We start from the raw sequence: 11,723 nt of genomic DNA, 5'->3' as shown, positions 1-11,723 counted from the left end.
GTGTCACCGACTAGGTTGCATTCCTAACTAGGTCGCTCTACGGTCTAGTCAGCGCCGGCGGAATCCGGCACCGGAAAGCGATGGGGGACCGCACATGCAGCTCGACATAGCACCGGACTTCTCCGGGGCCGGCCTGGTCCTGGCCCTGGTGATCGCCGCATATCTGGCCGTGCTCGACCCGTGGCTCGGCCGCCGTATGTACGCGGACCTCAAGCGCCGCCGCGAGCACGACGCCGGCGCGCTGACCCGCTACTACACGCAGCTCATCGCCGCCTGGGTCGCCCTGGGGGCGCTGGCGGGCGCCGCCCTGCTGCTCTCGCCGGGGGTGAGCGCAGCGGATGCGGGTCTGGTGGCGCCGAAGTGGTCCTTCGCGGGCGTCGCCGTCGTCGGATGCTTCTGCGTGGCGATCGTGCTCGGCACGGTGCAGGTGCGGAAGCTCGCGGCGGAGGGGCGCAACGTGCCGGGCCTCGCGGACGTCGAGCCGATGCTGCCGCGCACGCCTGCCGAGCGCCGGCTCGCGCTGGCGGTCGCGGTCGTCGACGGGGTCTGCGGCAGCCTCGTCTACCGGGGGCTGCTCATCGCCCTCTTCGCCGATCTCACCGGCAGCATCCATCTGGCCGCCGCCCTCTCCGTTGTCGTCCTCTCGCTGGCCGGGCTCTACCAAGGGGCGTCGCGGATCCCGCTGTTCGCCTTCGTGGCCGTCGGCCTCACGGCCCTGTATCTGGTCACCGGCAGCCTGCTGGTGGTGGCCCTCGCCTCGCTCGCCCTCACCGCCAGGGACCTGCTGGCGCTCGCGCCCGTAACGCATCCGCACCCGAATCCGGAGACCGTGTGACCGCGGACCGCCGGGCCAGCTGGCTCAAGGGCGTACTCGACCTGCTGGTGCTCGCCGCGCTGACCGAGGGCGAGAGCTACGGATACGAGATCGCCAAGCGGCTCGACGGGGCCGGGCTCGGCCAGATCAAGGGGGGCACGCTCTATCCGGTGCTCAACCGGCTGGAGGAAGCGGGCCTGCTGGCCGCGGAGTTCCGCGCGACCGAACGCGGTCCCGGGCGGCGCTACTACCGGCTGACGGACGCCGGGCGGGAGGTCCTCGGCGAGCAGGGGCGGCTGTGGCTGGCCTTCGACGAATCCGTACGCGCGATGCTGAACAAGGGGGGAGTCCGATGACCGGCGGACGGGGAACGGAGCGGTATCTGGACGCGCTCGGCGACGGGTTGGAGGAGCGCGGCATGCCGGCGGAGCGCCGGGCCGCGACCGTCGCCGACCTCACGGCGTATCTGGAGGAGACCGGGGCGGAGCCGGAGGAGGAGTTCGGCCCGGTGGACGAGTTCGCGGCACAGCTCGCCGGTGAGGGCGACGCCGCTGCCGGGCCGCCCGCGGGCGCCGAGGAGTGGCGCTGGTCCGCCGGCGCCTCGGCCGACGAGCGGCTGCTGAACGAGTACGGCGAGCAGGGCTGGGAGCTGCACCGGGTCGATCCGCTGGGCCGCTTCATCAGCCGCCGCGACGCCGAGCAGCCGCAACGCTGGGAGTACCGCAGGGAGTTGGTGCTCGGCGACCGCCCGCAGCTGGCGGCGCGGCTGGCGCCGGACGGCTGGGAGGGGTGCGGGGTGTGGGCGACGTACGCGTACTTCAAGCGCCCGCGCGCGGCCAGTGAGGGCCCGGCGGCCCAGCTCGCCGCGGTGCCGCCGGCCCCGGGCCGGAAGTACTTCGTGACCTGGCGGCTGTACGCGGCGGTGGGCGTGATCGCGGCGCTGGTGCTCGCCCTCGGCCTGTACGAGGGCCTCTCCGAGGGCGACGCGGGCGAGGGCCTGGCCGGCGCGGCGGGCGCGGCGGTGGGCGGCCTGGTCGGCGCCGTCTCGGTGCTCGGCCTCTTCGTGGCCTACGCGGCCTGGCAGAACCGCAGGCGACCGCCGGAGTCCTGATGCGGTCGGCGGGCCGCTGACCGCCGCCCGCGAAGCGGTCCGTAGGCTGCTCGGATGACGACTACCGAGAAGCTGTGGGAGATCGAGCCCTCCGGACCGCTGCGCGGGGACGTCACTGTGCGCGGCGCCAAGAACGCGGTCAGCAAGCACATGGTGGCCGCGATGCTCGGCGACGGGCCGAGCGTCATCCGCAATGCCCCCGACGTCGGCGAGGCCGGTCTCACCGCCGCGATGCTGGAGCACATCGGCATGCGGGTGGAGCGCGACGACAGCGAGATCACCGTGGTGCCGGGCCCGGTCGCCAACGCCGGGGTGGCCAAGGCCTTCACCGGCCTGAACCGCATCCCGATCCTGATGCTCGGCCCGCTCCTCCACCTCGCAGGGGAGGCCTTCGTCCCGCTGGTCGGCGGCGATCCGATCGGCCGCCGCCCGGTCGACTTCCACGTCGACGCGCTGCGCGCCTTCGGCGCCGAGGTGGACATCGCCGAGGACGGCATCCACGCCCGCGCGAAGGAGCTGCGCGGCACCCGGATCGACCTCCCGTACCCGAGCGTCGGGGCTACCGAGACGGTGCTGCTGACCGCCGTACGGGCCAAGGGCCGCACCGTGATCCGCAACGCCGCGACCGAGCCCGAGATCGTCGAACTCGCCCTGTTCCTGCAGCGGATGGGCGCCGGCATCTCCTTCAGTCCCGAGCGCCGCATCGTGGTCGAGGGCGTCGAGCGGCTGCACGGCGCGCAGACCCGGCTCGGCGGCGACCGCATCGAGGCGTTCTCGTATCTGGTGGCCGGGCTGGTCACCGGGGGAGAGGTGCGCGTCCACGGCTGCCCGCAGGACCGCCTGGTGACGCCGATCACCACCCTCGCCAGGATGGGCGCCGAGTTCCAGATCACCGACGACTGGATCATGGCCTCCGCCCCGAACGGCCTGCGCTCGGCGGCGGTCCAGACCGACACCCACCCCGGCTTCGCGACCGACTGGCAGACCCCGCTGATGGTGCTCTTCACCCAGGCGTCCGGGATGTCGGTGCTGCACGAGACGGTCTACGAGAACCGGCTCGCGTACGTGCCCGCGCTGCAGAGCATGGGCGCCGAAATAGAGGTCTACGACACCTGCCTCGGCGGCCCGGCCTGCCGCTACCACGACACGGGCGCGGCACACTCCGCCGTCGTCCGCGGGGTGTCGAAGCTGCGCGGCGGCGACGTCACCATGCCCGACATCCGGGCGGGCTTCTCCGCCGTCCTGGCCGGAGCCGCCGCCGAGGGCCCCTCCACCCTGCGCGGCGTCCACCACATCGAGCGGGGCTACCACCGGCCGGTCGAGCAGTTCCAGAAGCTGGGGCTCAATCTGCGCAGTCGCGAGGTCTGATCCCCAAGGCACTTGGGCCGTGGCGCCGGCGGCAGCGGCTCGTATCGCCTGCGCCGTACCGGAGTTGACGGCGTCCGCCCGGCGGGCGCCGTCAAGAGCTCCTGCGCAGCGCCTCCGAGAGCCGCCCGGCGGCGTCGATGACCGCCTGGGCGTGCATCCGGCCCGGGTGCCGGGTGAGGCGCTCGATCGGTCCGGAGACCGAGACCGACGCCACCACCCGGTTCGACGGGCCGCGTACCGGCGCCGACACCGAGGCGACGCCCGGCTCGCGCTCGCCGACCGACTGCGCCCAGCCGCGCCGCCGCACGCCCGACAGCGCGGTGGCGGTGAAGCGCGCGCCCTGCAGCCCGCGGTGCAGCCGCTCCGGCTCCTCCCAGGCGAGCAGGATCTGGGCCGCGGAGCCGGCCTTCATGGGCAGCGTGGAGCCGACCGGGACCGTATCCCGAAGGCCGGAAAGCCGCTCCGCCGCCGCCACACAGATGCGCATATCGCCCTGCCGGCGATACAGCTGGGCGCTCTCGCCCGTAACATCCCGCAGATGCGTGAGCACCGGCCCCGCCGTGGCGAGCAGCCGGTCCTCACCCGCGGCCGCCGCGAGCTCGCTGAGCCGCGGGCCCAGGATGAAACGGCCCTGCATATCGCGGGCCACCATGCGGTGGTGCTCGAGAGCCACCGCGAGCCTGTGGGCCGTGGGGCGCGCAAGGCCGGTGGCCGAGACCAGCCCGGCCAGGGTGGCCGGACCGGACTCCAGAGCGCTGAGCACCACGGCCGCCTTGTCGAGAACGCCGACGCCGCTAGAGTTGTCCATGCAACGATACTCGCGTCTCACACTGTGAAACGCAAGTTCAAATTTCCGTGGAACGCGCCACTCTGTATCGCACGGCATCCACCGTCCGGTACGTGGGGAACGGACGGCGGCACACGCACGCAATCGAGGAATGGGTAACGCGATGGGACGGACACTCGCGCAGAAGGTCTGGGACGACCACGTCGTCAGGCACGCCGAAGGCGAGCCGGACCTTCTCTTCATCGACCTCCATCTGCTGCACGAGGTGACCAGCCCGCAGGCCTTCGACGGCCTCCGCAAGGCCGGCCGCCCGGTGCGCAGGACCGATCTCACCATCGCCACCGAGGACCACAACACCCCCACCCTCGACATCGACAAGCCGATCGCCGACCCGGTCTCGCGCACGCAGTTGGAGACGCTGCGCAAGAACTGCGCGGAGTTCGGGGTGCGGCTGCACCCGCTCGGGGACGTCGAGCAGGGCGTGGTCCACGTCGTGGGACCGCAGCTGGGACTGACCCAGCCCGGCACCACCGTCGTCTGCGGCGACAGCCACACCTCCACGCACGGTGCCTTCGGCGCGCTGGCGTTCGGCATCGGCACCAGCCAGGTCGAGCACGTTCTCGCCACCCAGACGCTGCCGATGGGCGCGTTCAAGACGATGGCCGTGACCGTCAACGGCGAGCTGCCCGAGGGCGTCACCGCCAAGGACCTGATCCTCGCCATCATCGCGAAGATCGGCACCGGCGGCGGCCAGGGTTACGTCATCGAGTACCGCGGCGAGGCCATCGAGAAGCTGTCGATGGAATCCCGGATGACGATCTGCAATATGTCCATCGAGGCGGGCGCCCGCGCCGGGATGATCGCCCCGGATGAGACCACGTTCAACTACATCCAGGGCCGCGCGCACGCCCCCGAAGGCGCCGACTGGGACGCCGCGGTGGCGTACTGGAAGACCCTGAAGACGGACGACGACGCCGTCTTCGACAAGGAAGTCGTCATCGAGGGCGCCGAGCTGGCCCCGTTCGTCACCTGGGGCACCAACCCCGGCCAGGGCGCGCCGCTGTCGTCCGCGGTCCCCGACCCGGCGTCGTACGAAGACGCGTCGGAGAAGCTGGCCGCCGAAAAGGCCCTGGAGTACATGGGTCTCACGGCAGGGCAGAAGCTGCGCGACATCAAGGTGGACACGGTCTTCGTCGGCTCCTGCACCAACGGCCGCATCGAGGACCTGCGCAACGCCGCCGCCGTCATCGACGGCCGTCAGGTGGCCGACGGCGTACGGATGCTGGTGGTTCCCGGCTCCGTACGGGTCGCGCTGCAGGCCGTGGAAGAGGGTCTGGACAAGGTGTTCACGGCCGCGGGCGCCGAGTGGCGGCACGCGGGCTGTTCCATGTGTCTGGGCATGAACCCCGACCAGCTGGCCCCCGGCGAGCGCTCCGCCTCCACCTCCAACCGCAACTTCGAGGGCAGGCAGGGCAAGGGCGGCCGCACCCACCTCGTCTCCCCGCAGGTGGCCGCCGCGACGGCCGTGACCGGGCACCTGGCCTCCCCGGCTGACCTGACCGACGTAACTGAACTGGCTGGAGTCTGAGAGCCATGGAAGCATTCACCAAGCACACCGGCCGGGCCGTCCCGCTGCGGCGCAGCAACGTCGACACCGACCAGATCATCCCCGCCCACTGGCTGAAGAAGGTCACCAGGGACGGCTTCGAGGACGGCCTCTTCGAGGCCTGGCGCAAGGACCCGGAGTTCGTGCTGAACAAGCCCGAACGGCAGGGAGCCTCGGTCCTGGTGGCCGGACCCGACTTCGGGACCGGATCCTCCCGCGAGCACGCCGTCTGGGCGCTGCAGAACTTCGGCTTCAAGACGGTCATCTCCTCCCGCTTCGCCGACATCTTCCGCGGCAACTCGCTGAAGAACGGGCTGCTCACGGTCGTCATCGACCAGACGGTGGTGGATCGCCTCTGGGAGCTGACCGAGGCGGACCCGACCGCCGAGATTACGGTCGACTTGGAGGACCGCCAGGTACGCGCGGAAGGCGTAACGGCCGACTTCGATTTGGACGAGAACGCCCGCTGGCGACTTCTCAACGGCCTGGACGACATCTCCATCACGCTCAGGAACGAGCCCGACATCGCCGCTTACGAGGCCTCCCGGCCGGCCTTCAAGCCGCGGACATTGCAGGCCTGACCGGCGGTTTTCCCCAAGTACGCCCCGATTTCGGGCCCGGCGCCCCCTGCCTCACGAGGCAGGGGGCGCCGTCGTGTGTGCGGCGCGTCGTTGTGCCCCCAACAGGCGACAACTCACCCCAGATGGCACAATCGGCGCATGGAAAGCGACGGCCAACTCGAGCTGTACGAGACCGTCGCCGCACGACTCAAGGAGGCGCACAGCCGCGTGCGGACTCTGGACGCACCGGAGAGTGAACGGACCGCGCTGACTAGGCAGTTGCTGGTCATCACCGCCGCCGCGAAGCACGATCTCGCCGCTGCGGCCCGGCGCCTGGAACGGCTCATCGCGGAGCTCGACGCACGCTCCTGAGGGTTGAGTCGGTTGCGACACGAGGGTGATTAGACCGTTTCGCGTTTGATTTGCCGGTATATATCTGCCTAACGTGCGAAAAGGCTTGAACAATCTCGTTCCAGTTCCAGTTAAGTCTCCGAAGGGGAAGACGTGAACAAGGCACAGCTCGTAGATGCGATCGCTGACAAGCTCGGTGGCCGGGCACAGGCCGAGGAGGCCGTGGACGCGGTGCTGGACGGCATCGTCCGGGCCGTCTGCAACGGCGACCGGGTTTCGGTCACCGGCTTCGGTTCCTTCGAGAAGGTGGACCGTCCCGCCCGCTACGCCCGCAACCCGCAGACCGGCGAGCGGGTCCGGGTCAAGAAGACCTCGGTGCCGCGCTTCCGTGCCGGCCAGGGCTTCAAGGACCTGGTCAGCGGCGCGAAGAAGCTCCCGAAGACGGGCGAGACCGCGGTGAAGAAGGCCCCGAAGGGCAGCCTCTCCGGCGGCAAGTCGACCACGAAGTCCGCCACCAAGAAGGCCACCGCCAAGAAGACGGCGGCCAAGAAGTCGGCGGCGAAGAAGACCACCGCCAAGAAGGCCACGGCGAAGAAGACCACCGCCAAGAAGTCGGCAGCCAAGAAGACGACTGCCAAGAAGGCGACGGCCAAGAAGACCACGGCCAAGAAGGCGACGGCGAAGAAGACCACCGCCAAGAAGGCCACGGCCAAGAAGGCCCCCGCCAAGAAGACCACCGCCAAGAAGACGGCGGCCAAGAAGGCTCCTGCGAAGAAGGCCACGGCGAAGAAGGCTCCCGCCAAGAAGGCCACGACTCGCAAGACCACGGCCAAGAAGGCCACCGCGAAGAAGCGCTGACGCGCGATTCGCAACGCTCACCGCACAGCGGGCCGGGCCCCTTCGGGGGTACCGGCCCGCGGCCGTTTCCTCAGCAGGTGTGCAGGGTCAGAAGGTCTGCAGGCTCAGAAGGTCTGCAGGCTCAGAAGGTCTGCAGGCTCAGAAGGTCTGCAGCGTTACGAACGTGACCCGCCGTTCGTCGCCCTCCCCGGACACCTCGATCCGGACCCGCTGCCCAACCCGCAGCAACCGCAGGCCCCCCGCATCGAATGCCGCCGCGTCGAACGGCAACGGCGTGCCGTCGTCGAGCAGCACACTGCCGCTCCTGCTGTCCGCGTCATAGGTGTACGCCGTCGCCTGCATGCGAGCAGGTTACCGAGCCACCCGCAACTCGGCCGCGGCCGCTGAGGTGTAAGGCCCCACCCCGAGCGCCAGCGCGGCCCGCAGATCCGCCGCCGTATCCACATCCCGGCGCACCGAATCGACCCCGGCGACCACGATCTCCCGTGCCCCGGACGCCCGGTGCCGGGCCCGCGAGGGCCCGCCGAAAGCCGGGTTGAGGGCGACCCCGGGCCCCGCCGCCAGCAGCGTCGTCCCGACGCCCTCCGCATCGGCGAGAAACGCCCGCCCGAACGCCCCTGACGCCGCCCGCAGCACCACCGCGAGCTCCGCCGCCCGCAGCGCCGGGAGATCGGCGTTGAGCGCCGCCACCGCCGCGTCGGCGCGCCGTGCCCGTACGAACGCCGCGCCCTGCACCAGCGCCGCGTTCAGCCCGCCGCCCTCGGCGTCGGCCGCGACAGCGGCACCCAGCGCCGCCAGCCGCTCACCGGCCAGCGGATCGTCGGTGACAACCGTCACATCGCGTACGGCATCGCAGGCCAGCGCCGCGGCCACGGTGTCCAGCGCGAAGGCCAGCGCCAGCGCGGGCCGGACCTCGTCGCCGGCCGCTCCCGCCAGCCGGGTCTTCGCCTGTCCCAGCCGCTTGAGCGGAACCACCAGGCTCCACGCCACCACGCCCGTCTCAGCACCCATCAGCACCCACCCGTACCCACCGCGCCCCCTCGTCTCCCGCCCGGATCACCCGGCATTCTCCACTCCTATCGCCCTGACCAGGAGGGCAGGCTTCTCGTATAGGCGTACGGTGTTCACGACAGATCTAGGACTAGGAGGGATGACGGGTGTCCCGGCGCAAGATCGGATTCTGGTACCGGTTCGCTGCGGCGATCGCGAAGCCGCCGCTCCTGGTCCTGTTCAAGCGGGACTGGCGCGGCATGGAGCACATCCCGGCCGACGGCGGATTCATCACCGCGATCAACCACAATTCGTACCTCGACACGTTCTCGTACGCCCACTGGCAGTACAACACCGGACGGGTCCCGCGATTCCTCGCGAAGGACAGTCTCTTCAAAAAGGGCATCGCAGGCCGCTTCATGCGCGGCTCCGGACAGATCCCGGTCTACCGCGAATCGGGCAATGCCGCGGCCGCCTTCCGCGGCGCCGTCGCCGCGATCGAGAAGGGCGAATGCGTCGCCTTCTATCCGGAGGCCACCCTCACCCGCGATCCCAACCTGTGGCCGATGACCGGCAAGACCGGCGCCGCCCGCGTCGCGCTGGAGACCCGCTGCCCGGTCATCCCGGTCGCCCAGTGGGGCGCCAACCACGCGCTGCCGCCGTACGGAAAGCCGAAGTTCTTCCCGCGCAAGACCTTCCAGGTCCTCGCCGGACCGCCCGTCGACCTCTCCCGCTTCTACGGCAAGGACCCCACCCCGGACGTCCTCAAGGAAGCGACCGACGTCATCATGGACGCCATCACGGCGCTCCTGGAGGAGTTGCGCGGCGAGAAGGCCCCGGCCGAGCGGTACGACCCGCGGGCCGTCCGCGCGGCGCAGCGCCGTAAGACCGCTGAGGCCGACAAGGAGAAGCAGTGACGCGAGTCGCGGTATTCGGCACTGGATCCTGGGGCACCGCCTTCGCGCTGGTGCTCGCCGATGCCGGGTGCGAGGTGCGCCTGTGGGGCCGCCGCCCGGAGCTGGTCGAGGCCATCAACACCGGCCACACCAACCCGGACTACCTCCCGGACACCGTCCTGCCCGAGGCGGTCAGCGCCACGACCGACCCGGTCGAGGCCGCCGCCGGCGCCGAGTTCACCGTGCTCGCCGTCCCGTCGCAGACGCTGCGCGGCAATCTCGCGCAGTGGGCGCCCGTACTGGCCCCTGACACCGTCCTGGTGAGCCTGATGAAGGGCATCGAGCTCGGCACCGCCAAGCGGATGAGCGAGGTCATCGGGGAGGTCGCCAAGGTCCCGCAGGAGCGGGTCGCGGTCCTCACCGGGCCGAACCTCGCCCGCGAGATCGCCGCCAGGCAGCCCGCCGCCTCCGTCGTGGCCTGCCCGGACGAGGCGGTCGCCAAGCGCCTCCAGGCGGCCTGCCACACCCCGTACTTCCGCCCGTACACGAACACCGATGTGGTCGGCTGCGAGCTCGGCGGCGCGGTGAAGAACGTCATCGGGCTGGCCGTCGGCATCGCCGACGGCATGGGCCTCGGCGACAACACCAAGGCGTCGCTGATCACCCGCGGCCTCGCCGAGACCGCCCGCCTCGGCGTGGCGCTCGGCGCCGACCCGCGCACCTTCGCCGGCCTCGCCGGCATGGGCGACCTGGTCGCCACGTGCTCCTCGCCACTCTCGCGCAATCACACCTTCGGCACGAACCTCGGCCGCGGCATGAGCCTCGCCGAGACCATCGCCGCCACCAAGCAGACCGCGGAGGGCGTCAAGTCCTGCGAATCGGTGCTGGATCTCGCCCGCCGCAACGGCGTCGACATGCCGATCACCGAGACCGTCGTGTCGATCGTCCACGACGGAAAGCCCCCGCTCGTCGCCCTGAAGGACCTGATGTCGCGCAGCGCCAAGGCCGAGGGGCACTGACTCACCCAGGGCCTGTCTGGAGGCTCCCGTCTGCGCCCCGACGCCCGGCACGCACCCTCGCCGCACGCCGCCCCCGGACAGGTGGCTCCGCCACATGACCGGCGACAGCGCACGCACCGGACGCCGCTGCGCCGCGCTGCGCGCGACGACGGGAGCCTCCAGACAGGCCCTGCTTCGAACAGGTAGGGTTTCCGGCGATGAGCAGCGACAACACCACCACCGGCCAGCACGGCCGCAAGCCCCGCGTCGCCGTCGTTTTCGGCGGCCGCAGCTCCGAGCACGGCATTTCGGTGGTCACCGCCGGCGCCGTGATGCGGGCCATCGACCGCAGCAAGTACGAGGTGCTGCCGATCGGCATCACCGCCGACGGCCGCTGGGCGCTGACCGCCGACGACCCGGAGCGGATGGCGATCGCCGACCGCCAGGTGCCGCAGGTGGAGCAGCTCGTCGAGTCCGACACCGGCTCCGTGGTGCTGCCGGTCGGCGGCGGCGAGAGCCGCGACGTCGTCTATGCGGAGCCCGGCCAGGTGCCGAAGGCGCTCGGCGAGGTCGACGTCGTCTTCCCGATGCTGCACGGCCCGTACGGCGAGGACGGCACCCTCCAGGGCATGCTCGACCTCGCCGGGGTGCCGTATGTCGGCTCCGGCGTGCTGGCCTCGTCGGTCGGCATGGACAAGGAGTACATGAAGCGGGTCTTCATCTCGTTCGGCCTGCCCGTCGGGCCGTACGTGGTGGTCCGCCCGCGCGAATGGGACAACGACCAGGCGGCGGCCCGTAAGAAGATCGTGGACTTCGCCGGTGACCACGGCTGGCCGGTCTTCGTGAAGCCGGCCCGGGCCGGGTCGTCCTTCGGCATTACGAAGGTCGATGACCTGGCGGGCCTGGACGAGGCGATCGCCGAGGCGCGCCGCCACGACCCGAAGATCATCGTCGAGTCACTGCTCACCGGCCGCGAGATCGAGTGCGGGGTGCTGGAGTTCGAGGACGGCCCGCGAGCCAGCCTTCCGGCCTGGATCCCGCCGGTGCAGTCGCACGACTTCTACGACTTCGAGGCCAAGTACATCGATTCGGCGTCGGGTGTCGTGCCGGCGCCGATCTCGGCCGAGGAGACGGCGAAGGTCCAGGAGCTGGCGGTGGCGGCCTTCGAGGCGGCGTCGTGTGAGGGCTTGGTGCGGGCGGACTTCTTCCTCACGGACGAGGGTGAGTTCGTGATCAACGAGATCAACACGATGCCGGGCTTCACGCCGATCTCGATGTACCCGCGCATGTGGGAGGCGAGCGGCGTCTCGTACCCGGAACTGGTCGACAAACTGATCCAGGCGGCACTGCGCCGCCCCACGGGCCTGCGCTGACCTCTTTCCCC

Annotated in this window: 14 protein-coding genes; 11 read left to right on the top strand and 3 right to left on the bottom strand. The window is 70.9% G+C overall.

Features of this window, described 5'->3' with window-relative positions; translation table 11 throughout:
- Positions 1-94 precede the first annotated feature (94 nt).
- From G5C51_RS08990 to murA, 4 genes are read left to right on the top strand one after another with little or no spacing between them, the layout of a single operon-like run.
- Positions 95-835 (top strand): CPBP family glutamic-type intramembrane protease, encoded by a 741-nt coding sequence (locus tag G5C51_RS08990; RefSeq protein WP_165234603.1) that lies wholly within the window; start codon positions 95-97, stop codon positions 833-835.
- Complete coding sequence (locus G5C51_RS08985) at positions 832-1,170, top strand: helix-turn-helix transcriptional regulator (protein WP_165234602.1); 339 nt, start codon at positions 832-834, stop codon at positions 1,168-1,170. Before G5C51_RS08990 ends, G5C51_RS08985 begins: the two co-directional genes overlap by 4 nt.
- On the top strand, positions 1,167-1,925 hold the full coding sequence (locus G5C51_RS08980) for a hypothetical protein (RefSeq protein WP_165234601.1): 759 nt from the start codon (positions 1,167-1,169) through the stop codon (positions 1,923-1,925). Before G5C51_RS08985 ends, G5C51_RS08980 begins: the two co-directional genes overlap by 4 nt.
- Positions 1,926-1,979: 54 nt before the next feature.
- Entirely contained in the window at positions 1,980-3,293 is a 1,314-nt protein-coding gene (murA, locus tag G5C51_RS08975; RefSeq protein WP_165234599.1) for a UDP-N-acetylglucosamine 1-carboxyvinyltransferase, read from the top strand.
- A gap of 91 nt (positions 3,294-3,384) precedes the next feature.
- On the opposite strand, the gene ndgR is transcribed toward murA, so the two are convergent.
- Positions 3,385-4,101 carry an IclR family transcriptional regulator NdgR gene (ndgR, locus tag G5C51_RS08970; protein ID WP_165234597.1) on the bottom strand — a complete coding sequence of 239 codons (717 nt, stop codon included), beginning with the start codon at positions 4,099-4,101 and terminating at the stop codon, positions 3,385-3,387.
- A gap of 142 nt (positions 4,102-4,243) precedes the next feature.
- On the opposite strand from ndgR, the gene leuC reads away from it, so the two are divergent.
- From leuC to G5C51_RS08950, 4 genes are all read left to right on the top strand, one after another.
- On the top strand, positions 4,244-5,668 hold the full coding sequence (gene leuC / locus G5C51_RS08965) for a 3-isopropylmalate dehydratase large subunit (RefSeq protein ID WP_165234595.1): 1,425 nt from the start codon (positions 4,244-4,246) through the stop codon (positions 5,666-5,668).
- Between the two features lie 5 nt (positions 5,669-5,673).
- Positions 5,674-6,267 (top strand): 3-isopropylmalate dehydratase small subunit, encoded by a 594-nt coding sequence (gene leuD / locus G5C51_RS08960; protein ID WP_165234593.1) that lies wholly within the window; start codon positions 5,674-5,676, stop codon positions 6,265-6,267.
- Between the two features lie 138 nt (positions 6,268-6,405).
- The gene (locus G5C51_RS08955) at positions 6,406-6,618 is read left to right on the top strand and encodes an SCO5555 family protein (protein WP_165234591.1); all 213 of its coding nucleotides are present in this window, start codon (positions 6,406-6,408) and stop codon (positions 6,616-6,618) included.
- A 132-nt stretch (positions 6,619-6,750) separates the two neighbouring features.
- Positions 6,751-7,455 (top strand): HU family DNA-binding protein, encoded by a 705-nt coding sequence (locus G5C51_RS08950; protein WP_165234589.1) that lies wholly within the window; start codon positions 6,751-6,753, stop codon positions 7,453-7,455.
- Positions 7,456-7,593: 138 nt separating this feature from the next.
- Here G5C51_RS08950 and G5C51_RS08945 read toward each other — a convergent pair whose 3' ends face one another.
- The gene (locus tag G5C51_RS08945) at positions 7,594-7,797 is read right to left on the bottom strand and encodes a hypothetical protein (protein WP_165234586.1); all 204 of its coding nucleotides are present in this window, start codon (positions 7,795-7,797) and stop codon (positions 7,594-7,596) included.
- 9 nt (positions 7,798-7,806) lie between these two features.
- Positions 7,807-8,445, bottom strand: coding sequence for a 2-phospho-L-lactate guanylyltransferase (gene cofC, locus G5C51_RS08940; RefSeq protein ID WP_165234703.1), 639 nt, complete (start codon positions 8,443-8,445; stop codon positions 7,807-7,809).
- A 167-nt stretch (positions 8,446-8,612) separates the two neighbouring features.
- Here cofC and G5C51_RS08935 point away from each other — a divergent pair, with 167 nt between their 5' ends.
- The 3 genes from G5C51_RS08935 (at position 8,613) to G5C51_RS08925 (ending at position 11,712) form a co-directional block, all read left to right on the top strand.
- The gene (locus tag G5C51_RS08935; protein WP_165234583.1) at positions 8,613-9,362 is read left to right on the top strand and encodes a 1-acyl-sn-glycerol-3-phosphate acyltransferase; all 750 of its coding nucleotides are present in this window, start codon (positions 8,613-8,615) and stop codon (positions 9,360-9,362) included.
- Complete coding sequence (locus G5C51_RS08930) at positions 9,359-10,360, top strand: NAD(P)H-dependent glycerol-3-phosphate dehydrogenase (protein ID WP_165234580.1); 1,002 nt, start codon at positions 9,359-9,361, stop codon at positions 10,358-10,360. The genes G5C51_RS08935 and G5C51_RS08930 overlap by 4 nt, the downstream gene beginning before the upstream one ends.
- Positions 10,361-10,557: 197 nt before the next feature.
- Positions 10,558-11,712, top strand: a complete 1,155-nt coding sequence (locus G5C51_RS08925) for a D-alanine--D-alanine ligase family protein (RefSeq protein WP_165234577.1) — start codon at positions 10,558-10,560, stop codon at positions 11,710-11,712.
- Positions 11,713-11,723 lie beyond the last annotated feature (11 nt).

Source organism: Streptomyces coryli (genome assembly GCF_011044975.1).
GTDB lineage: Bacteria > Actinomycetota > Actinomycetes > Streptomycetales > Streptomycetaceae > Streptomyces > Streptomyces coryli.
Note: the sequence above shows the minus strand (reverse complement) of the source record. Positions and strands in the feature narration are given on the sequence as shown.